The following is a 22,263-nucleotide window of genomic DNA, read 5'->3' as shown; positions in this document are numbered from 1 at the left end:
GGCCGCTCCGGGGACCCCCTACCCTTGTGGCATGAGCAGCATCGACCGGAGCCAGGCAGTGGGCGCGAAGACCTACGAAGTGCGCACCTACGGGTGCCAGATGAACGTCCACGACTCCGAGCGATTGTCCGGGCTGCTGGAGGAGGCGGGCTACGTCCGCGCTCCGGAGGGCTCCGACGGCGACGCGGACGTCGTCGTGTTCAACACCTGCGCCGTGCGGGAGAACGCCGACAACCGCCTCTACGGCAACCTCGGCCGTCTCGCGCCCAAGAAGGCGAGCCGGCCGGGCATGCAGATCGCGGTCGGCGGCTGCCTCGCGCAGAAGGACCGCGACACCATCGTGAAGAAGGCGCCCTGGGTGGACGTCGTCTTCGGCACGCACAACATCGGCAAGCTGCCCGTCCTGCTCGAGCGCGCCCGCGTCCAGGAGGAGGCGCAGGTCGAGATCGCCGAGTCGCTGGAGGCGTTCCCGTCGACGCTGCCGACGCGCCGCGAGAGCGCGTACGCGGCCTGGGTGTCGATCTCCGTCGGCTGCAACAACACCTGCACCTTCTGCATCGTCCCGGCGCTGCGCGGCAAGGAGAAGGACCGCCGCCCCGGCGACATCCTCGCCGAGGTCGAGGCCCTGGTCGCCGAGGGGGTCTCCGAGATCACGCTGCTCGGCCAGAACGTCAACGCCTACGGCTCCGACATCGGCGACCGAGAGGCCTTCAGCAAGCTGCTGCGCGCCTGCGGGACGATCGAGGGCCTGGAGCGGGTCCGCTTCACCTCCCCGCACCCGCGCGACTTCACCGACGACGTCATCGCCGCCATGGCCGAGACGCCGAACGTGATGCCGCAGCTGCACATGCCCCTGCAGTCCGGCTCGGACACGGTCCTGAAGGCGATGCGGCGCTCCTACCGCCAGGAGCGCTACCTGGGGATCATCGAGAAGGTCCGCGCGGCCATCCCGCACGCGGCGATCACCACCGACATCATCGTGGGCTTCCCCGGCGAGACCGAGGAGGACTTCGAGCAGACCCTGCACGTCGTCCGCGAGGCGCGCTTCGCGCAGGCGTTCACCTTCCAGTACTCCAAGCGGCCCGGCACCCCGGCCGCGACCATGGAGAACCAGATCCCCAAGGAGGTCGTCCAGGCGCGCTACGAGCGTCTCGTCGCCCTCCAGGAGGACATCTCCTGGGCGGAGAACAAGAAGCAGGTCGGCCGCACCCTGGAGCTGATGGTCGCGGAGGGCGAGGGGCGCAAGGACGGCGCCACCCACCGCCTCTCCGGCCGGGCCCCCGACAACCGGCTGGTCCACTTCACCAAGCCGGAGCAGGAGGTTCGCCCCGGCGACGTGGTCACCGTCGAGATCACCTACGCCGCCCCGCACCACCTGCTGGCCGAGGGAGCCGTCCTCGGCGTGCGCCGCACGCGCGCGGGCGACGCCTGGGAGAAGCGCAACGCCGCCGAGGCCGCCAAGCCGGCCGGTGTGATGCTCGGCCTGCCGAAGATCGGCGTGCCCGAGCCGCTGCCGGTCGCCACGGGCGGCGGCTGCGGCAGCGACTGAGCGGCGGGGCCGGGCGGCTGACCTGCGGGCGGGGTGACTGACCGCACGGCCGGGCGGTCGGGCGGCCCGTCTGCGTCCCACCACCCCGCCCCGCCGGGCCGGGGTGGTGCCGGGGACCGGGCGCGCGCCGACCGCGTAATCTGCCGATCATGCTTGTCGCCGCTGCCGTCTGCCCCTGCCCGCCGCTCCTCGTGCCCGAGGTCGCCGCGGGCGCAGCCCCGGAACTGGACGCCGCGCGTGCCGCGTGCACGGACGCCCTCGGTGTCCTCGCCGCCGCCCGGCCCGACCGGCTCGTGGTCGTGGGGCCCGCCGCGGAGAGCGAGCACGGGGCGTATCCGGAGGGCGCCCGCGGCTCGTTCCGCGGCTTCGGGGTCGAGCTGGACGTGCGGCTGGGCAGGGCCGGGGACGCAGCCGGCGCCCCCGGGGCCCGCCGGCTCCCGCCCTCGCTCGCCGTCGCCGCGTGGCTGCTGCGGCGGACCGGGTGGTCGGACGCCCCGATCGAAGGGCTCGGCGTGCGGGAGACCCTCGCGACCGAGCGCTGTGTCGCGGCCGGGAAGGAGATCGCGGCCCGCGCCGGGCGGGTGGCGCTGCTGGTGATGGGCGACGGCAGCGCGTGCCGCACCCTGAAGGCGCCGGGCTATCTGGACGAGCGCGCGGCGCCCTTCGACGCGCAGGCAGCGCGGGCGCTGGCGGCGGCGGACGTGGCGGCCCTCGAAGCGCTGGACGCCGGGGCGGCGCAGGAGTTGATGGTGTCGGGCCGGGCGCCCTGGCAGGTCCTAGCGGGCGCCGCGGAGGGCGCGGGGCTCTCGGGTGCGCTGCTGTTCGAGGACGCGCCGTACGGGGTGGGGTACCTGGTCGCGGCCTGGTCGTAGGACGGCCGTAGGGCCGCGGCCGTGATCCGGACACGGCGGACGGCCGGGAGCGCTCGGGCCCCGCGGCCGTCCGCCGGCGTGCCGTGCCGTCAGGCCGGCGGCGGAGAGGAGGGCGGCGGAGAGGAGGGCGGCGGAGAAGAGGGCGGCGGAGAGGAGGGCGGCGGTGTCTCCGCGTCGCCTGCCTTCGTGCCGCCCTTGTGCGCGAGCCGGTCCACGGCGCCCTTGGCCTTGTCGGTCCCCGTGTGGATCCGGTCGCTGTACTTGCCCTTGGTCTTCTCGTCGACGACCCGCGCCGCCTTGTCGATACCGTGCGAGATCTTGCCCCCGTGCTGCTGGGCGAGGCCGGAGACCTTGTCCTTGGCCGGGGCGAGACGGGACTTCAGATTGTTCAGGAGACCCATGGTCCACCTTTCGTGGCGCTCTTGCGGGCGGTTACCTGCGGGCGCCCTCGCCGGCCTCGCTGTCGGCCGCAGGCGCGCCGGACTGCTGCTTGGGGATCCCGATGCCCGGACCCCCCGCCCCGTCACCGGACTCCGTCGCGGTCTCGGACTCCGTCGCGGCCTCGGGCTCAGCCGCGGCCTCGGTCCCGGTCTCGGCCTCGGTCCCGGTCTCGGCCTCGGTCCCGGTCTCGGTCCCGGTCCCGGTCCCGGTCCGAGTCTGCGTTCCGGTTCCGGTTCCGGCCCCGGACCCGGCCTCGGCCTCGATCGGTCCCTTCGCTTCTTCCGCTTCTGCCGTCGGCGCTGCCTCTGTCGCCGGGGACCCGGCCGTCGGCGCGCCGGCCGGTGCCTCGGCGGCCGACGCCTGCTCCGTGGTGGCCGACCTCCGGAAAAGTCGTGCGAAAACGCCCATATCAGCTCCATACGTTACTCGTGCGGGCGACATCCCGCGTCGTCCGGTGCGTCCGTTCGCGGCGCCCGGGCCGCCCGCCCGGGAAGCCCGGCGGCGGGGAATCTCGCAACGGGCAACGACCCCGCGCCCGTACCGTCACGCAACTCGTTCGAGGAGTACCCCGCGTGTTTGCGAGACTGGTGCGGTGAGCACCGCACCCTCCGCCCCCCGAGTCATCGCTGTCGTCGGACCGACCGCGGCAGGCAAGTCGGATCTGGGCGTCTTCCTCGCCCGGCAACTCGGCGGCGAGGTCGTCAACGCCGACTCCATGCAGCTCTACCGGGGCATGGACATCGGCACCGCCAAACTGACGCCCGAGGAACGCGGCGGCGTCCCGCACCACCTCCTGGACGTCTGGGACGTGACGGTCACCGCGTCCGTGGCGGAGTACCAGAGGCTGGCCCGCGCCAGGATCGACGAGCTGCTCGCCGAGGGCCGCTGGCCGATCCTGGTGGGCGGCTCCGGGCTGTACGTCCGCGGGGCCGTGGACAACCTCGAGTTCCCCGGCACCGACCCCGAGGTCAGGGCCCGGCTGGAGGAGGAGCTCACCCTGCGCGGCTCGGGCGCGCTGCACGCCCGCCTGGCCGCCGCCGACCCCGAGGCGGCCCAGGCGATCCTGCCCAGCAACGGCCGCCGTATCGTGCGCGCCCTCGAAGTGATCGAGATCACCGGGCGGCCCTTCACCGCGAACCTCCCCGGCCACGACTCGGTCTACGACACCGTCCAGATCGGCGTCGACGTGACGCGCCCCGAACTCGACGAGCGCATCGCGCGCCGGGTCGACCGGATGTGGGAGGCGGGGCTCGTGGACGAGGTGCGCGCGCTGGAGTCGCAGGGCCTGCGCGCGGGGCGCACGGCCTCCCGGGCGCTCGGCTACCAGCAGGTGCTCGCGGCGCTCGCGGGGGAGTGCACGCTGGAGGAGGCGCGGACCGAAACCGTGCGTGCCACCAAACGCTTCGCGCGCCGTCAGGATTCGTGGTTCAGGCGCGATCCGCGGGTGCACTGGTTGAGTGGGGCCGCGGCGGACCTCATGGAACTTCCCGAACTCGCCCTGGCGTTGGTCGAACGACCGGTTACAGCCTGATCACGTCATGGCATCGGGACGCTCCGGCCGTCATCCCGGCCTCCGGTGCCGTGCCATCATCGTGCTTCGATCGACCAAGTGGAGTCCAAGTTGGGAGGGCGCGTGGCGATGGAGGCCGGCCCTCGCGACACTGCACAGGACACCGAGCCCCTCACCGCCGACAGCGGTGAAGCGGAGCGCGAGGCGGAGGGGCTGGACCCGGACGCGCTCGACGAGATGCAGGACGGCGTGACCGACGACGGCCCCGAGCCCGAAGAGATGTTCACGGGCGGACCCGAGGTCGAGGTCGAGCTGCGGCCGCAGCGGCGGCTGCGCATCTGGCAGCTCGCGCCCATCGTGGCGCTGGCCGCGGTCGGCTCCCTGATGTTCGCCTTCCCGCTCGCCTTCGACTTCGGCGACAGCGGGGCCGTCATCGCGATGCTGGGGCTGCTGATCTGCTCCTGCGCGGCCGGCTGGGGCATGACGGCCGCCCGGCGGGTGGGACACACCTGGCCCGGGCTGCCGCAGCGCGGGTCCGGCCGCCGCCCGGACTGGCGGGTGGTGCTCGCCTACGTCGTGGTCGTCGCCGCGGTGGTCGTGCTCGCCGTGTGGCGCGTGGCACGGCTGCGCTGACGCGCCCCACGGGGCCAGGGGTCACGGGGCCCCGGGAAACCCCGCGGCCGGTCTCCGCGTACCTGCCCGTACCGCCCGCCACCGGCCCCACCTGCCCGTTCCGCCCGCCACCGGCCCCGCAAGCCCGTCCGGCCTTCCGGCGGCGCGCTCCCGTACGATCGAGGAATGAGCACGCGGATCGCCTTCCTCAAGGGGCACGGCACGCAGAACGACTTCGTCATCGTCCCGGACCCCGAGAACGCCGTCGCCCTGCCCCGGGCCATCGTCGCCGCCCTGTGCGACCGCCGCGCGGGCATCGGTGGCGACGGACTGCTGCACGTGGTGCGGTCCGCGGCGCATCCCGAGGCGCGGCACATGGCGGCCGAGGCGGAGTGGTTCATGGACTACCGCAACGGCGACGGCTCGATCGCGGAGATGTGCGGCAACGGCGTGCGCGTGTTCGCGCGCTACCTGCAGCGCGCCGGACACGTCGGCGAGGGCGACCTCGCGGTCGCCACGCGCGGCGGGGTGAAGACCGTGCACATCGCCAAGGACGGTGACATCACCGTCGGCATGGGCAGGGCGCTGCTGCCCGAAGGGGCCGTCACGGTCAGCGTGGGCGAGCGCAGTTGGCCCGCGCGGAACGTGAACATGGGCAACCCGCACGCGGTGGCCTTCGTCGACGACCTCGCGCACGCCGGCGACCTGCTCAGCCCGCCGCCGTTCAGCCCGGCCGCGGCCTATCCGGAAGGCGTGAACGTCGAGTTCGTGGTCGACCGCGGTCCCCGGCACGTCGCGCTGCGCGTGCACGAGCGCGGCGCGGGCGAGACCCGCTCCTGCGGCACGGGCGCGTGCGCCGTCGCCGTGGCCGCCGCCCGCCGCGACGGCGCCGACCCGGCGGTCACCGGCAGCCCCGTCACGTACACCGTCGACGTGCCCGGAGGCACCCTGGTGATCACCGAGCGGCCCGACGGCGAGATCGAGATGACCGGCCCCGCGGTGATCGTGGCCGAAGGCGAGATCGACGCGGAGTGGCTGGAAACCGCCGTTCGGTGAAACCGGTCGCACTTCTGCGACCTCGAACCCGTAAACCTCAAAACGGTCGCTCGAAGGGGTGATCCGTTTCACGCTCGACGAGAGCTGGTCAGGCGCACGTGGTGGGCTCGGTAGCATCAAGCACCGGCCCGGACGGGGGACCGATGCCGCCCCCTGAGCCGTGTCCGCCCTGGGGCACCCCGTCCGCCGGTCCACGCAGCCGGAGGTGCCCATGAGTGCGGAGGCCACGAACCCCGCGACCCCGAGTCCGGTGACAGGCCCGGGGGCGCGCTGGCGGGCGCGGATCGACCTGCGCCGCCTCGGCCGGGCCGCGCTGCTCGGCCCCGCCGCCCGCGACCGGCTGCCCGACGCCATCAGCCACCTGGTCGACGCCCACCGCGCCCACCACCCCGACGCCGACCTCGAACCCCTGCGCCGCGCCTATGTGTTGGCCGAGTCCTCGCACCGCGGCCAGATGCGCAAGAGCGGTGAGCCGTACATCACGCACCCCCTCGCGGTGACCCTGATCCTCGCCGAACTCGGCGCGGAGACAACGACGCTGACGGCCTCGCTGCTGCACGACACCGTCGAGGACACGGACGTGACGCTCGATCAGGTCGGCGAGCAGTTCGGCGAGGAGGTCCGTTACCTAGTCGACGGCGTCACCAAGCTGGAGAAGGTCGACTACGGCGCCGCCGCGGAACCCGAGACCTTCCGCAAGATGCTCGTCGCCACCGGCAACGACGTCCGCGTGATGTCGATCAAACTCGCCGACCGCCTGCACAACATGCGCACCCTCGGCGTGATGCGCCCCGAGAAACAGGCCCGCATCGCCAAGGTGACCCGCGACGTCCTCATCCCGCTCGCCGAACGGCTCGGCGTCCAGGCCCTCAAGACCGAGCTGGAGGACCTGGTCTTCGCGATTCTCCACCCCGAGGAGTACGAACACACCCGGGAGTTGATCGTCGACAACGCCTCCCGGCCCGACGACCCGCTCGCCGAGATCGCCGACGAGGTGCGCGGCGTCCTGCGCGACGCCGACATCCCGGCCGAAGTCCTCATCCGGCCACGGCACTTCGTCTCCGTGCACCGGGTCGCCCGCAAGCGCGGCGAACTGCGCGGCACCGACTTCGGCCGCCTGCTGGTGCTGGTGAACGAGGACGCGGACTGCTATGGCGTCCTCGGCGAACTGCACACCTGCATGACGCCCGTCGTCTCGGAGTTCAAGGACTTCATCGCCGTCCCCAAGTTCAACCTGTACCAGTCGCTGCACACCGCCGTCGCGCGGGCCGACGGCCAGGTCGCCGAAGTCCTCATCCGCACCCACCTGATGCACAAGGTCGCCGAGGCCGGCGTCGTCGCGCTCGGCAACCCCTACGCTCCCCCCGCCGAGGAGCAGTCCTCCACCGAGTCCTCCGCCTCCGCGGATTCCGCCACGAGCTACGGCGAGCGCGTCGACCCCACCCGCCCCGGCTGGCTCTCCCGCCTCCTGGACTGGCAGGAGGCCGCGCCCGACACCGACATCTTCTGGTCCACCCTCCGCGAGGACCTCGCCCAGGACCGCGAGATCACCGTCTTCCGCCCCGACGGCGGCACCCTCGGCCTGCCCGAGGGTGCGACCTGCGTGGACGCCGCGTACGCGCAGTACGGCGAGGACGCGCACGCGTGCATCGGCGCCCGCGTCAACGGCCGTCTCGCCACCCTGAGCACAGTCCTGCGGGACGGCGACACCGTTCAGCTCCTCATGGGCCAGGACCCGGCCTCCGAGCCGTCCCGGGAGTGGCTGGAGCACGCGCACACCCCCGCCGCGCGCATCGCCATCCAGCGGTGGCTGGCGACCCATCCGACCCACCCGACGCGCACCGAGGAGGCGGTGGACGAGCGGCCGGCCGCCGCTCCCCGCCCCGCCGCCGAGCAGCCGGCCGCCCGCCCGGCCCACCCCGACGTCATCGTCGACCAGCCCGGCGCGACGGTACGCCTCGCCGGCTGCTGTACCCCCGTACCCCCCGACGAGGTCACCGGCTTCTCCGTGCGCGGCGGTGTGGTCACCGTCCACCGCGTCGAGTGCGCCGCGGTGGCACGCATGAAGGACGGGGGGCGCGCGGAGGTCGGCGTCCGCTGGGGCGACACCGCGGAGTGCCGGGTCACGCTGCTCGCCGAATCGTTCGTCCGGCCCCACCTGCTGGCCGACCTGACCGAGGCCATGGCCCTCGAAGGCGCCGAGATCGTCTCCGCGACCGTGGAGCCCCCGGCCCAGCAGCGGGTCCGCCACACCTACACCGTCCAGCTCCCCGACGCGGCCCTCCTGCCGGGTCTGATGCGGGCCATGCGCAACGTGCCGGGCGTGTACGACGTCAACCGGACACAGGCGCCCGGCGCCTGAACGACCCGTTCGGGTGGACCGGTCGCGCGTCGTCGCCGCCACGCGCGCGTGCACTGGTAGCGGTGGTGCATGCCGCTCACCCACCGCCCCAGGCCCCGCCTCCGGCCGCGGGCCGCCGCGCTGCTCGCCCCGGCCGTCTGCGTCTGCCTCCTCGCGGCGAGCGCTCCCGCCACCCCCCTGGGCGTCGGCGACCGCCTCTTCCCGTACCTGGGCAACCCCGGGTACGACGTGGCGTCGTACGACCTCTCCTTCACCTACTCCGGCAGCAACAGGGAGCCGCTGCGGGCGGTCACCACGATCGACGCCTGGACGACCGCGGACCTGGACCGGGTCAACCTCGACTTCGCGCACGGCACGGTCGAGTCGGTGCGGGTGGACGGCGAGCCGGCCACGTTCACGCAGGCCGGCGACGACCTGGTGGTCACGCCCGAGGACCCGCTGCCCGAGGGCAGTTTGGCCCGCATCACCGTGCGGCACACCAGCGACCCCGTCCCCGCCCGAGGCCAGGACGGCGGCTGGGTGCGCACCGCGGACGGACTCGCCATGGCCAACCAGGCCGACGCCGCCCACTTGGTGTTCCCGTGCAACGACCACCCCTCCGACAAGGCGCGGTTCACCATCCGGATCACCGCGCCCGACGGCTACACGGCCGTCGCGAACGGCCCGCCGGCCGGTGTCCACCGGGCCGGCGGGGCGACCACCTGGACGTACCGCAGCCGGCACCCCATGGCCACCGAGCTGGCCCAGGTGTCCGTCGGCCGGTCCAGCGTGCGGCACCGCGAGGGCCCGCACGGCCTGCCCGTGCGCGACGTCGTGCCCGCCCGGGACCGTGAGCGGCTCGAGCCGTGGCTGAGGCGGACGCCCGAGCAGATCGCCTGGATGGAGAGCAAGGTCGGCCCCTACCCCTTCGAAACGTACGGCCTGCTCGTCGCCGACGCCGGCACCGGCTTCGAACTCGAGACGCAGACGCTCTCCCTCTTCGAGAAGGGCCTGTTCACCGGGGCCGCCTACCCGAAGTGGTACGTCGAGTCGGTCATGGTGCACGAGCTGTCCCACCAGTGGTTCGGCGACAGCGTCACCCCGCGCACCTGGTCCGACGTCTGGCTCAACGAGGGACACGCCACCTGGTACGAGGCCCTGTACGCGCAGGAGAAGGCGGGCAAGCCCATGGAGACGCGCATGAAGGCCGCCTACGCCGCCTCCGACCGATGGCGCGCCGCCGGCGGACCGCCGGCCCTGCCCAAGCCCCCCACTCCCGGCCGGAAGATCAGCATCTTCCGGCCCAACGTCTACGACGGAGCCGCGCTCGTCCTGTACGCCCTGCGCCAGGAGATCGGCCGCCCGGACTTCGAACGCCTGGAACGGGCTTGGGTGCGGTACCACCGGGACTCCACGGCGACGACCGAGGACTTCGAACGGCTGGCCGCCGAGATCTCCGGACGCGACCTGAGCGGCTTCTTCAAAGCCTGGCTGTACGGCGAGAGGACCCCGCCGATGCCCGGCCACCCGGACTGGAAGCCGGCCGCGCCCGCCGCCGCGTCCACCGCCGCGTCCACCGCCGCGCCTGCCGCCGCGCACGCCGAATAAGACGGTGACGGAACGGACCGCACCGTGCCACCATCGTCAGGCCGGCGTCGCAGGGGACACGGGAATCTCCCGCGGTACTCGTGCGTTGTGCAGAATGACGGCCGGCAACCACTGCCGACACGGCACCCACCGACGACGTAAGGATCCAATGACCTCCTCTTCATCCCCTTCCCAGGACACGCAGCGCCTCGCGCACAACTACCCCGAGGGTCTTCGGGCCGATGCCCTGATGGAAGAGGACGTCGCCTGGAGCCACGAGATCGACGGCGAGTGGGACGGCGACCAGTTCGACCGCTCCGAGCGCGCGGCCCTGCGCCGCGTCGCGGGACTGTCCACCGAACTCGAGGACGTCACCGAGGTCGAGTACCGCCAGCTCCGCCTGGAGCGGGTCGTCCTCGTCGGCGTCTGGACCTCGGGGACCGTGCAGGACGCGGAGAACTCGCTGGCCGAGCTCGCCGCCCTCGCGGAGACCGCGGGCGCGCTGGTGCTCGACGGCGTGATCCAGCGCCGCGACAAGCCCGACGCGGCCACCTACATCGGCTCCGGCAAGGCCACCGAGCTGCGGGACATCGTCCTGGAGACCGGCGCGGACACCGTCATCTGCGACGGTGAGCTCAGCCCGGGCCAGCTCATCCACCTCGAGGACGTCGTCAAGGTCAAGGTCATCGACCGTACGGCCCTGATCCTGGACATCTTCGCCCAGCACGCCAAGTCCCGGGAGGGCAAGGCGCAGGTCGCGCTCGCGCAGATGCAGTACATGCTGCCGCGGCTGCGAGGCTGGGGTCAGTCGCTGTCCCGGCAGATGGGCGGCGGCAAGGGCGGCGGCCTCGCCACCCGTGGTCCCGGTGAGACCAAGATCGAGACGGACCGGCGGCGGATCCGCGAGAAGATGGCGAAGATGCGCCGGGAGATCGCGGAGATGAAGACCGGCCGCGAGATCAAGCGCAGGGAGCGCAAGCGCAACAAGGTGCCGTCCGTCGCCATCGCGGGCTACACCAACGCGGGCAAGTCCTCGCTGCTCAACCGCCTCACCGGTGCGGGCGTCCTGGTCGAGAACGCCCTGTTCGCGACCCTGGACCCGACCGTCCGCCGGGCGCAGACCCCGAGCGGCCGGTTCTACACGCTCGCGGACACCGTCGGCTTCGTCCGGCACCTGCCGCACCACCTGGTCGAGGCGTTCCGCTCCACCATGGAGGAGGTCGGCGAGTCCGACCTGATCCTGCACGTGGTGGACGGTTCGCACCCGAACCCGGAGGAGCAGCTCGCCGCCGTGCGCGAGGTGATCAGGGACGTCGGCGCCACCGGCGTACCCGAGATCGTCGTCATCAACAAGGCCGACGCGGCCGACCCGCTGACCCTCCAGCGGCTGCTGCGGATCGAGACGCGGTCCATCGCCGTCTCTGCCCGCACCGGCCAGGGCATCCCCGAGCTGCTCGCCCTGATCGACAGCGAGCTGCCCAGGCCGTCCGTCGAGATCGAGGCGCTGGTGCCGTACACCCACGGCAAGCTGGTCGCGCGCGCTCACTCAGAGGGCGAGGTGATCTCCGAGGAGCACACCCCGGAGGGCACCCTGCTCAAGGTGCGGGTGCACGAGGAACTGGCGGCCGACCTCGCGCCGTACGTCCCGGCGCCGGCCGCGTAGTCCCCCGTTCAGCCACCTGCGCAGTCACCCGAGACAGCCGAAGACCCGCCCCTCGCCGAGGGGCGGGTCTTCGGCGTCGTTCACTGCTTGGCGAACTTGCCGCTCACCTCGTCGTACACGCCCTTGGCCACGTCACCCAGCCGCGGACCGGCCAGCCAGCCCGACGTCACCGGGCCGATCGAGGTGTTGGAGACCAGTGCCGGCTTGCCGTCCGACCCCGTCTCGACCCAGCCGCCGCCGGACGAACCGCCGGTCATCGTGCAGCCGATGCGGTACATCGTCGGGTCGGAGGTGTTCATCGACAGCCGGCCCGGCTTGTCCGTGCACTGGTACAGCTTCTGCCCGTCGTAGGGGGCCGCGGCCGGGTAGCCGGTCGCGGTGATCGCGGAGACCTCCGGCACGGCCGGAGCGTCGAAGTTCACCGGAAGCGCCGCACCGACCGTCTCCTCCAGGGACTTGCCGTTGCCGCCCTTCTCCGGGGTCACATGGATGACCGCGAAGTCGTACGAGGCGCCGTCGCCGCCCGTCTCCCCGCCCTGCTTGATCCACTGGTCCGAGGTCTGCGCCCAGTCGCCCCACCACACGCCGTACGGAGCGACCTCCTCCCGGGTGGCGTTCTGCAACTGGTCGGCCGTCCGGCCCGCGTCGTTGTACGACGGCACGAACGCGATGTTGCGGTACCAGCCGCCCTTCTTGCCCGCGTGCACGCAGTGGCCCGCCGTCCACACCAGGTTGGACTTGCCCGGGTGCGCGGGGTCCTCCACCACGGTCGCCGAGCAGACCATCGTGCCCTCGGGGGCGTCGAAGAACACCTTGCCCGCCGTCGCGGCGTTCGCGTGGTACGTGGGCGCCACGGCCTTCGCCTGCACCGGCGCGGGCTCCGGGTCGGTCACCCCCTGGTCGCCGGAGATGTCGTTCTCGTCGACGCTCTTGTCCGGGTCCTCGGCGTCACGCATCCGGTCCGGGTCCCACAGCCCCTTGATGATCGGGTTGATGAACTCGTCGGCCTCACGCAGCCAGTCGTCCTTGTCCCAGTTCTTCCAGGCGCCGTTCTTCCACTTGTCGAGGTCGAACCCGTGCTCCTTGAGCTTCTGCTTGATGTCGTCGGGTATCTGGATCTTGCCGTCGCTGCCGCCGGTCGGGGTGGCGGAGGCCTGACTGCCGGCCTCGGCGTCACCGGAGGAACAACCGGTGGCGGTGAGCGCCAGAGCCGAGGCGAGGGCGACGGCGGCGAGAACGGGGGAGGTCCTGCGGCGCACGCTCCTCTCACTGCGAGCGGTGAACGGCGGCCTGGTGGATCGCATGGTCTGAACTCCCCCTGAGCTGATGAAAGTACCGGTGTTGCGGCCGTGACCGCACGCGCTGCCCCGGTTCGTCGGAACGGCACCACACACTATGCGGTCGCTGTGGGCGAGTTCCGACGGAACGGCAACGGTTCGGCTACAAGGCGTCTGACCTGCCGCTCCGTGAGGGGGAGTCGGCTCGCGCCGATGCCAACGGCGGAGGGTGCGGCCCGTGTTGCGGGCGCCGGGGCGGGCCGAGCAGCACAGAAGGATCTTGGAGCCGACCGTGACCCGTCGGGCGGAGCGGAGTTGTAGCGGTTGGGGGGTCTGCCGTGCGTGTGCGGTCCTCCATGCCTGTGCCGACGCGGCACGCCCGCCTGCGTCGTGAGACGCCGACTCGCCCCGCACCGCCGGGCGGACCGGGCAGACGGGGCGGATCGGGTGGAGCGGGTGGAGCGGGAGAAACGGGATGGCAGGGAGAACGTGGCAGAGTCTGCGCACGAGACGATCCCGCGGCGTCGGCCCGCACGGGAGTCCGCGGCCCGCACCTACCCGCGCGCCCTGCCGATCGTCCCCGTGCGGGCCCGCGGGCTGACCATCGAGGGCGCCGACGGACGCCGTCACCTCGACTGCCACTCCGGCGCCGGTACGCTCGTCCTGGGCCACAACCATCCCGTCGTCCTGGAGGCGACCCGCAGGGTCCTCGACTCGGGCGCGCCGCTGCACGTACCGGACCACGCGACGCCGGTCGAGGACGCGTTCGTCACCGAACTGCTCGGCACCCTGCCGCCCGGTCTCGCCGGCCACGCGCGCGTGCGCTTCTGCGGGCCGGGGGAAGGGGACGCGGTGCGGACCGCGCTCCGGCTGGTGCGGGCCGCGACCGGGCGTACGGAGATCCTGGCGCTCACCTGTGCCCGGGCCTGCCACGGCGCGACGGCGTGGGCGGAGTCCGGGCTCGACGGCCTCCGCTCCGGGACGCCGCGGCCCGCCGGGGTGCTCCTCGAACCGGTCGGGTACGAGGGCGGGGTGCTGCCCGCGCCCGACGCGTGGACGCGGCGCGTCCGGCAGCTCACAGCGGCCCGGTCCGTACCGCTGATCGCCGACGAGTCCCACACGGGGGTGGGACGGACCGGCGCCTTCTGGGCGGTGGAGCACAGCGGCGTCACCCCGGACGTGATGGTCCTCTCCGGGGCCGTCGGCGGCAGCCTCCCCCTGGCGGCCGTGGTCCACCGCGACGACCTCGGCGCAGCCGGCCCCGGCACCCCGTCGGGCGCGCTCCGCGGCAACCAGCTCGCCATGGCGGCGGGCGCGGCGACCCTCTCCTACGTCCGCGCGAACGGCCTCGCCCGGAGGGCGGCCGTCCTCGGCGCGCGGATGCTCGACCGGCTGCGGGGCTTGGCGGCGGAGTTCCCGTGCGTGGGCGACGTGCGGGGGAGGGGGCTCATGATCGGCGTCGAGCTGGTCGACGCGGACGCGGACGGGGATGGGGACGGGGACGGGGACGGGGAGGGGGAGAGAGACCGGCCGGGTCCCGCGGGCCTTGTGGAACCCGTCGTCGCGGCGTCCCGCCCGCCCGTTCCTGCACTCGCCCTCGCCGGGTCCCACCGACCCGCTCCCGGACTGGCCCTCGCCGGTTCCCGTCGACCCGCTCCCGGACTGGCCCTCGCCGTCCGGCGTGAGTGTCTGCGCCGGGGCCTCGTCGTGGAGACCGGCGGCCGCCACGCCGGTGAGGTGCGGCTGCTGCCGCCGCTGACGATCAGCGACGAGCAGGCCGCCGCGGTCCTCGACCGGCTGGCCGACGCGCTGGCGGCGGCCCGCGACCGCACCGGTCGTCACGGGCCGCCGTACCCGCCGGGGAACTTGTCTCGTCCCGCCTCCTGAGAGGAGCGCCGCCGTGCCGCCCACCGCCCCCGGATCCGCCTTGATCGCCCGATTGTCAGTGCCGGGCCGTAGGGTGGTCGCGCTATGACGAAGCCCTCACTCCCCGAACTCCTGCATGCCGCCGTCGCCGCCGTCGGCGGCACGGAGCGCCCCGGCCAGGTGACCATGGCCGAATCCGTCGCGGAGGCGATCGACGACGGCTCCCATCTGCTGGTCCAGGCCGGCACCGGCACCGGCAAGTCGCTGGGCTACCTGGTGCCCGCGCTCGCGCACGGAGACCGCGTCGTCGTGGCGACGGCCACCCTCGCCCTGCAGCGCCAGCTCGTCGAGCGGGACCTGCCGCGCACGGTCGACGCGCTGCACCCCTTGCTGCGCCGCCGCCCGGAGTTCGCGATGCTCAAGGGCCGGTCGAACTACCTGTGCCTGCACCGCCTGCACGAGGGCGTCCCGCAGGACGAGGAGGATGGCCTCTTCGACCAGTTCGAGGCGGCCGCGCCGACCAGCAAGCTGGGCCAGGACCTGCTGCGGCTGCGTGACTGGGCGGACGAGACCGAGTCGGGTGACCGCGACGACCTCACGCCCGGGGTCTCCGACCGTGCCTGGTCCCAGGTGTCGGTCTCGTCCCGCGAGTGCCTGGGCGCGTCCAAGTGCGCGTACGGCGCCGAATGCTTCGCCGAGATGGCCCGCGAGCGCGCCAAGCTCGCCGAGGTCGTCGTCACCAACCACGCGCTGCTCGCCATCGACGCCATCGAGGGGGCCCCGGTCCTGCCGCAGCACGAGGTGCTGATCGTCGACGAGGCGCACGAGCTGGTCTCGCGGGTCACCGGCGTCGCCACCGGCGAGCTCACCCCGGGCCAGGTCAACCGCGCGGTGCGCCGCGCGGCGAAGCTGGTCAACGAGAAGGCCGCCGACCAGCTCCAGACCGCCGCCGAGGGCTTCGAGCGGCTGATGGAGCTGGCCCTGCCGGGCCGCCTGGAGGAGATCCCGGAGGACCTCGGCTACGCCCTCATGGCGCTGCGCGACGCCTGCCGTACGGTGATCTCCGCGATCGGCGCGACCCGCGACAAGTCCGTCCAGGACGAGGACGCGGTCCGCAAGCAGGCCCTGGCCTCCGTGGAGTCGGTGCACGACGTGGCGGAGAGAGTGGTGAACGGCTCCGAGTGGGACGTCGTCTGGTACGAGCGCCACGACCGCTTCGGAGCCTCCCTGCGGGTGGCCCCCATGTCGGTGTCGGGCCTGCTGCGGGAGAAGCTCTTCGCGGACCGCTCCGTGATCCTGGCCTCCGCGACGCTGAAGCTGGGCGGGGACTTCAACGGCGTCGGCGCGTCCCTGGGCCTCGCCCCGGAGGGCACCGAGGGCGACGACGTGCCGCAGTGGAAGGGCATCGACGTCGGCTCCCCCTTCGACTACCGCAAGCAGGGCATCCTCTACGTCGCCAAGCACCTGGCCCGACCCGCCCGCGACGGCGACCGCGCCGACATGCTCGACGAGCTGACGGAGCTGATCCAGGCGGCGGGCGGCCGCACGCTGGGCCTGTTCTCCTCGATGCGGGGGGCGCAGCTCGCCGCCGAGGAACTGCGCTCCCGCATTCCCGAGTTCCCGATCCTGCTCCAGGGCGAGGAGACCCTCGGCGAGCTGATCAAGAACTTCGCGGCCGACCCGCGGACCTGTCTCTTCGGCACCCTGTCGCTCTGGCAGGGCGTCGACGTCCCCGGCCCCAGCTGCCAGCTGGTGGTGATGGACAAGATCCCGTTCCCGCGGCCGGACGACCCGCTGATGAGCGCCCGCCAGAAGGCGGTGGAGGACGCCGGCGGCAACGGATTCATGGCGGTCGCCGCCACCCACGCCGCGCTCCTGATGGCCCAGGGCGCGGGCCGCCTCGTACGGGCGTCGGGGGATCGCGGTGTGGTCGCGGTGCTGGACCAGCGGCTGGCCACCGCCCGGTACGGGAGTTACCTGAAGGCGTCCCTGCCCGACTTCTGGTACACCACGGACCGCAACCAGGTGCGCAGGTCGCTGGCGGCGATCGACGCGGCGGCGAAGCAGGCCGAGGCGCAGGCGGCGGTGGAGGCGGAGTAGGCCGAGGCGGGGTAGGAGTGGGGCCCCGGCCCCACAGGGCGGCCCCGAGGGCGGCCGGGGACAGGGCAGAACAGGGCAGGGCAGGTCAGGCCAGAACAAAGCAGGGCAGAACAGGGCAGGGCCCCGGAACCGGCGCAGTGGTTCCGGGGCCCGGTCAGGGAGCGGTTCCGACGCAGGACCGCTCGCTGCGGCCGTCACACGCGCCGCAGCACCGCCACCACCTTGCCCAGGATGGTCGCGTCGTCGCCGGGGATGGGCTCGTACGCGGAGTTGTGCGGGAGGAGCCAGACGTGGCCGTCCTCGCGCTTGAAGCGCTTGACGGTGGCCTCGCCGTCGAGCATGGCGGCCACGATGTCGCCGTTCTCGGCGACGGGCTGGCGGCGCACCGTGACCCAGTCGCCGTCGCAGATCGCGGCCTCGATCATCGAGTCGCCGACGACCTTCAGCACGAACAGCTCACCGTCGCCCACGAGCTGGCGGGGCAGGGGGAAGACGTCCTCCACCGACTCCTCGGCGAGGATCGGACCACCGGCGGCGATGCGGCCGACCAGCGGGACGTACGACGCGGCGGGCTTGCCGGCGGTGTCGGTGGGCTGCACGGAGGCGGCCTGGTCGGAGCCGCGCACCTCGTAGGCGCGCGGGCGGTGCGGGTCGCGGCGCAGGAAGCCCTTGCGCTCCAGTGCCATCAGCTGGTGGGCGACCGAGGAGGTGCTGGACAGGCCGACCGCCTGGCCGATCTCCCGCATCGACGGCGGGTAGCCGCGTCGCTGCACGGAGTCCCTGATGACCTCGATCACCCGGCGCTGCCGGTCGGTGAGCCCGGAGCTGTCCGCCCGGATGCCTGGAGGTCGGCCCGGCAGGGAGCGCTTGGGTCCCTCGGCGTTCACAACTTCGTTCATCGCATGCACCGGCTCGAGTCGGCCCTGGGAGCGGTCCTGGGCAGTGATGGTGGCGCTGTCTGCGGTGGTGGTCACGTCGGCCCCTCTCGATGGTCTCCCTGCTGGACAACGGTAGTTGCTTTCGAAAGGTTGCGCCAAACACACGTTCGAGTGAAAAACTGCGAGTTACCTGACGCGATCGCGTGTTTGGGTGTATGGCTGACGCGGCACCTGGCAGGCCAGGCAATAGGGCTCATTGTTGTACGCTTCACCGCCGGGCCGACGACCTTGTGGGTCGCCGCCCAGTCTGCCATCCGGGACGTCGGCGACCGGCACCGGCTCCGCGTCCGCGTGGGGGCCTCGCGCCCCCTCCGCGTGGCGCTCACGGTATCCCCGTACGCTCGGTGACGATACGGCCGTGCGCCGACGTCTTCCCGATGTGTCCCGACGTGTCACCGGTGGGTGTCGACGAGTGCCGGCGAGTGCCGACGAGTACCGTCGCCGCGCGTGCCGGCCCCGCGGCGCCCGCCCCGTCGCGCCGTGTCCCGGCCCGACATCGCGCGACACGCGCGGGCGACCTGTGTGTATGGGCCAATCCCCACATCTAGTGGTTGGATTGCGACAGCAGCCCAGAAGTTGTGGTGCCCCGGGTCTTCGGACCTCCGGAGATCGCCTATGCTGGGGGCTGCTTCGAGGGGCTCGTGAGGCCCAGCGAGGTTGTTGAGTCTGCTGTGAGGAGGGTTGGGAACCATGCACTGCCCCTTCTGCAGGCACCCCGACAGCCGTGTCGTCGACAGTCGTACGACCGACGACGGCACGTCGATCCGCAGGCGCCGTCAGTGCCCTGACTGCTCCCGTCGTTTCACGACGGTGGAGACGTGCTCACTGATGGTGATCAAGCGGTCCGGAGTCACCGAGCCCTTCAGCCGCACCAAGGTCATCAACGGCGTGCGCAAGGCGTGCCAGGGGCGGCCCGTCACCGAGGACGCACTCGCCCAGCTCGGCCAGCGGGTCGAGGAGGCGGTGCGGGCCACCGGGAGCGCCGAGCTGACCACCCACGACGTGGGGCTGGCCATCCTCGGCCCGTTGCAGGAACTCGACCTCGTCGCGTATCTGCGGTTCGCCTCCGTCTACCGGGCGTTCGACTCGCTGGAGGACTTCGAGGCCGCGATCGCGGAACTCAGGGAGGAGACGCGACGCGCCGCCGCGGACGACGACGACCGCCAGGGCGCTGTCGCGGAGAGCCGGGAAGACGAATCCGGGCCCGGGGAGACCGTCCAGGTCCCCGAGCCCGCCCACGCCGCCGACTGACCGGAGGGCCGGAACCGGGCTGGAGGTCCCGGGACCGGCCGGACGGCGGCGATCGAAGACCCGTTGCGGGCGGCAGCGAGAGGGCGCCCGCGACATCAGACACCACACCGTGCCACGGGAACATTCGGGGCACTTCAGGGCGTTTCGCCCGTACCAGGGAGGCGGCATGACAGAGACGGCGAGCGGTCCGGCACGAGGTTCCCGAGCCAAGGGCGCCAAGGCCGGCAAGGGACTGCGTATCGAGCGCATCCACACCACCCCGGGCCTGCACCCGTACGACGAGGTGACCTGGGAGCGCCGTGACGTCGTCATGACCAACTGGCGCGACGGCTCGGTCAACTTCGAGCAGCGCGGCGTCGAGTTCCCCGACTTCTGGTCGGTGAACGCGGTCAACATCGTCACCAGCAAGTACTTCCGCGGTGCCGTCGGCACCCCGCAGCGCGAGACCAGCCTCAAGCAGCTGATCGACCGCATCGTGAAGACGTACCGGAAGGCCGGCGAGGACCACAAGTACTTCGCCTCGCCCGCCGACGCCGAGATCTTCGAGCACGAGCTGGCGTACGCCCTCCTGCACCAGGTCTTCAGCTTCAACAGCCCCGTCTGGTTCAACGTCGGCACGCCGCAGCCCCAGCAGGTCTCCGCCTGCTTCATCCTGTCCGTCGACGACTCCATGGAGTCGATCCTCGACTGGTACAAGGAAGAGGGCATGATCTTCAAGGGCGGCTCCGGCGCCGGCCTGAACCTTTCCCGCATCCGTTCCTCGAAGGAACTGCTGTCTTCCGGCGGCAACGCCTCGGGCCCCGTCTCCTTCATGCGCGGCGCCGACGCCTCCGCCGGCACGATCAAGTCCGGCGGCGCCACCCGCCGGGCCGCCAAGATGGTCATCCTCGACGTCGACCACCCCGACATCGAGGACTTCATCGAGACCAAGGTGAAGGAAGAGGAGAAGATCCGCGCCCTGCGCGACGCGGGCTTCGACATGGACCTCGGCGGCGAGGACATCACCTCCGTCCAGTACCAGAACGCCAACAACTCGGTCCGGGTCAACGACGAGTTCATGAAGGCGGTCGAGTCCGGCGGCAAGTTCGGCCTGCGCGCGCGGATGACCGGCGAGGTGATCGAGGAGGTCGACGCCAAGTCCCTCTTCCGCAAGATGGCGGAGGCGGCCTGGGCCTGCGCCGACCCGGGCATCCAGTACGACGACACCATCAACCACTGGCACACCTGCCCGGAGTCCGGCCGCATCAACGGCTCCAACCCCTGCAGCGAGTACATGCACCTGGACAACACGTCCTGCAACCTCGCCTCGCTGAACCTGATGAAGTTCCTGAAGGACGACGGCAAGGGCCACCAGTCCTTCGACGTCGACCGCTTCACCAAGGTCGTCGAGCTCGTCATCACCGCGATGGACATCTCCATCTGCTTCGCCGACTTCCCGACCCAGAAGATCGGCGAGAACACGCGCGCGTTCCGCCAGCTCGGCATCGGCTACGCCAACCTCGGCGCCCTGCTGATGGCGACCGGCCACGCCTACGACTCCGACGGCGGCCGCGCCCTCGCCGGCGCCGTCACCTCGCTCATGACCGGCACGGCGTACAAGCGCTCCGCCGAGCTCGCCGCGGTCGTCGGCCCGTACGACGGCTACGCCCGCAACGCCGACGCGCACCACCGCGTCATGAAGCAGCACGCCGACGCCAACGCCGTGGCCGTCCGCATGGACGACCTCGACACGCCGATCTGGGCCGCCGCCACGGAGGCCTGGCAGGACGTGCTGCACCTGGGCGAGAAGAACGGCTTCCGCAACTCCCAGGCGTCCGTCATCGCCCCGACCGGCACCATCGGTCTGGCGATGTCCTGCGACACCACCGGTCTCGAGCCCGACCTCGCCCTGGTCAAGTTCAAGAAGCTGGTCGGCGGCGGCTCGATGCAGATCGTCAACGGCACCGTCCCGCAGGCCCTGCGCCGCCTGGGCTACCAGGAGGAGCAGATCGAGGCGATCGTCGCCCACATCGCCGAGCACGGCAACGTGATCGACGCTCCCGGCCTCAAGCACGAGCACTACGAGGTGTTCGACTGCGCCATGGGCGAGCGCGCCATCTCCCCGATGGGCCACGTCCGCATGATGGCCGCGATCCAGCCGTGGATCTCCGGCGCGCTGTCCAAGACGGTCAACATGCCGGAGACGGCGACCGTCGAGGAGGTCGAGGAGATCTACTTCGAGGCCTGGAAGCTGGGCATCAAGGCGCTCGCGATCTACCGCGACAACTGCAAGGTCGGCCAGCCGCTCTCCGCCAAGAAGAAGGAGACGACGCAGGCCAAGGCCGAGCAGCCGGCCGCGGAGTCCAAGGTCGAGAAGGTCGTCGAGTACCGTCCGGTCCGCAAGCGCCTCCCCAAGGGCCGCCCCGGCATCACGACGTCCTTCACGGTCGGCGGCGCCGAGGGCTACATGACGGCGAACTCCTACCCTGACGACGGACTGGGCGAGGTCTTCCTGAAGATGTCCAAGCAGGGCTCGACCCTCGCCGGCATGATGGACGCCTTCTCCATCGCCGTCTCCGTGGGTCTGCAGTACGGCGTGCCGCTGGAGACGTACGTCTCGAAGTTCACCAACATGCGCTTCGAGCCGGCCGGCATGACGGACGACCCGGACGTGCGGATGGCGCAGTCGATCGTCGACTACATCTTCCGTCGCCTGGCGCTCGACTTCCTGCCCTTCGAGACCCGCTCCGCGCTCGGCATCCACTCCGCCGAGGAGCGTCAGCGCCACCTCGAGACGGGCTCCTACGAGCCGTCGGAGGACGAGGTCGACGTCGAGGGCCTGGCCCAGTCGGCGCCGCGCGCCCAGGAGCTGAAGGCCGTCGCCACGCCGAGGGCCGAGGTCGAGGCGGCCCAGCCCGCCCCGAAGCAGGCGCACACCAGCGCCGAACTGGTGGAGATGCAGCTCGGCATCCAGGCCGACGCCCCGCTGTGCTTCTCCTGCGGCACCAAGATGCAGCGCGCCGGCTCCTGCTACATCTGCGAGGGCTGCGGCTCCACCAGCGGCTGCAGCTGACCGGGGCGGGGCGCGTCCCCGCCTGACGGACGCTTCACGCGAGAGGGGGGCCGACCCACGGGGGGCGCCCCACTCACCCCGGGGCGGCGGGGGCCCGGGGGGGGGGAATAGGGGGGGGGTGGGTGTGAGTGTAGAGGTAGAAGGGGAG

At 72.3% G+C, this 22,263-nt stretch carries 15 protein-coding genes; 12 read left to right on the top strand and 3 right to left on the bottom strand.

Annotated features, from left to right (window positions below; translation table 11 throughout):
• Positions 1-31: 31 nt before the first annotated feature.
• Complete coding sequence (gene miaB / locus AB0G63_RS28085) at positions 32-1,549, top strand: tRNA (N6-isopentenyl adenosine(37)-C2)-methylthiotransferase MiaB (RefSeq protein ID WP_360755609.1); 1,518 nt, start codon at positions 32-34, stop codon at positions 1,547-1,549.
• 149 nt (positions 1,550-1,698) lie between these two features.
• The gene (locus tag AB0G63_RS28080) at positions 1,699-2,421 is read left to right on the top strand and encodes a class III extradiol dioxygenase subunit B-like domain-containing protein (protein ID WP_360755608.1); all 723 of its coding nucleotides are present in this window, start codon (positions 1,699-1,701) and stop codon (positions 2,419-2,421) included.
• Between the two features lie 89 nt (positions 2,422-2,510).
• On the opposite strand, the gene AB0G63_RS28075 is transcribed toward AB0G63_RS28080, so the two are convergent.
• Positions 2,511-2,822 carry an antitoxin gene (locus tag AB0G63_RS28075; protein WP_360755606.1) on the bottom strand — a complete coding sequence of 104 codons (312 nt, stop codon included), beginning with the start codon at positions 2,820-2,822 and terminating at the stop codon, positions 2,511-2,513.
• A gap of 632 nt (positions 2,823-3,454) precedes the next feature.
• On the opposite strand from AB0G63_RS28075, the gene miaA reads away from it, so the two are divergent.
• The 6 genes from miaA to hflX all read left to right on the top strand — a co-directional run bounded on the left by miaA (position 3,455) and on the right by hflX (position 11,631).
• Complete coding sequence (gene miaA / locus AB0G63_RS28070; RefSeq protein WP_360755604.1) at positions 3,455-4,393, top strand: tRNA (adenosine(37)-N6)-dimethylallyltransferase MiaA; 939 nt, start codon at positions 3,455-3,457, stop codon at positions 4,391-4,393.
• Between the two features lie 108 nt (positions 4,394-4,501).
• Positions 4,502-5,005 carry a hypothetical protein gene (locus AB0G63_RS28065; RefSeq protein ID WP_360755691.1) on the top strand — a complete coding sequence of 168 codons (504 nt, stop codon included), beginning with the start codon at positions 4,502-4,504 and terminating at the stop codon, positions 5,003-5,005.
• A gap of 165 nt (positions 5,006-5,170) precedes the next feature.
• Positions 5,171-6,040 (top strand): diaminopimelate epimerase, encoded by an 870-nt coding sequence (gene dapF, locus AB0G63_RS28060; protein WP_360755600.1) that lies wholly within the window; start codon positions 5,171-5,173, stop codon positions 6,038-6,040.
• A gap of 211 nt (positions 6,041-6,251) precedes the next feature.
• On the top strand, positions 6,252-8,402 hold the full coding sequence (locus AB0G63_RS28055) for an HD domain-containing protein (protein WP_360755598.1): 2,151 nt from the start codon (positions 6,252-6,254) through the stop codon (positions 8,400-8,402).
• Between the two features lie 69 nt (positions 8,403-8,471).
• Positions 8,472-9,989: a M1 family metallopeptidase gene (locus AB0G63_RS28050; protein WP_360755595.1), complete on the top strand. Its 1,518-nt coding sequence runs from the start codon at positions 8,472-8,474 to the stop codon at positions 9,987-9,989.
• 148 nt (positions 9,990-10,137) lie between these two features.
• Positions 10,138-11,631 (top strand): GTPase HflX, encoded by a 1,494-nt coding sequence (gene hflX, locus AB0G63_RS28045; RefSeq protein ID WP_360755592.1) that lies wholly within the window; start codon positions 10,138-10,140, stop codon positions 11,629-11,631.
• An 80-nt stretch (positions 11,632-11,711) separates the two neighbouring features.
• Here hflX and AB0G63_RS28040 read toward each other — a convergent pair whose 3' ends face one another.
• The gene (locus AB0G63_RS28040; protein WP_360755591.1) at positions 11,712-12,935 is read right to left on the bottom strand and encodes a hypothetical protein; all 1,224 of its coding nucleotides are present in this window, start codon (positions 12,933-12,935) and stop codon (positions 11,712-11,714) included.
• Positions 12,936-13,397: 462 nt separating this feature from the next.
• Here AB0G63_RS28040 and AB0G63_RS28035 point away from each other — a divergent pair, with 462 nt between their 5' ends.
• Positions 13,398-14,795 carry an aminotransferase class III-fold pyridoxal phosphate-dependent enzyme gene (locus AB0G63_RS28035; RefSeq protein WP_360755588.1) on the top strand — a complete coding sequence of 466 codons (1,398 nt, stop codon included), beginning with the start codon at positions 13,398-13,400 and terminating at the stop codon, positions 14,793-14,795.
• 84 nt (positions 14,796-14,879) lie between these two features.
• Positions 14,880-16,874: an ATP-dependent DNA helicase gene (locus tag AB0G63_RS28030; protein ID WP_360755585.1), complete on the top strand. Its 1,995-nt coding sequence runs from the start codon at positions 14,880-14,882 to the stop codon at positions 16,872-16,874.
• A gap of 194 nt (positions 16,875-17,068) precedes the next feature.
• Here the strand turns inward: AB0G63_RS28030 and lexA are convergent, their stop codons facing one another.
• On the bottom strand, positions 17,069-17,848 hold the full coding sequence (gene lexA / locus AB0G63_RS28025; RefSeq protein ID WP_360755582.1) for a transcriptional repressor LexA: 780 nt from the start codon (positions 17,846-17,848) through the stop codon (positions 17,069-17,071).
• Between the two features lie 654 nt (positions 17,849-18,502).
• Here lexA and nrdR point away from each other — a divergent pair.
• Both nrdR and AB0G63_RS28015 read left to right on the top strand, forming a co-directional pair.
• Entirely contained in the window at positions 18,503-19,063 is a 561-nt protein-coding gene (nrdR, locus tag AB0G63_RS28020; RefSeq protein ID WP_360755579.1) for a transcriptional regulator NrdR, read from the top strand.
• A gap of 166 nt (positions 19,064-19,229) precedes the next feature.
• Positions 19,230-22,115: a vitamin B12-dependent ribonucleotide reductase gene (locus tag AB0G63_RS28015; RefSeq protein WP_360755577.1), complete on the top strand. Its 2,886-nt coding sequence runs from the start codon at positions 19,230-19,232 to the stop codon at positions 22,113-22,115.
• Positions 22,116-22,263: the final 148 nt, after the last annotated feature.

Origin of the sequence: Streptomyces sp. NPDC020996, assembly GCF_040641355.1 — a bacterium.
Taxonomy (GTDB): Bacteria; Actinomycetota; Actinomycetes; order Streptomycetales; family Streptomycetaceae; genus Streptomyces.
The sequence above is the reverse complement of the archived record's forward strand: the minus strand, read 5'-3'. Positions and strand labels throughout refer to the sequence as shown.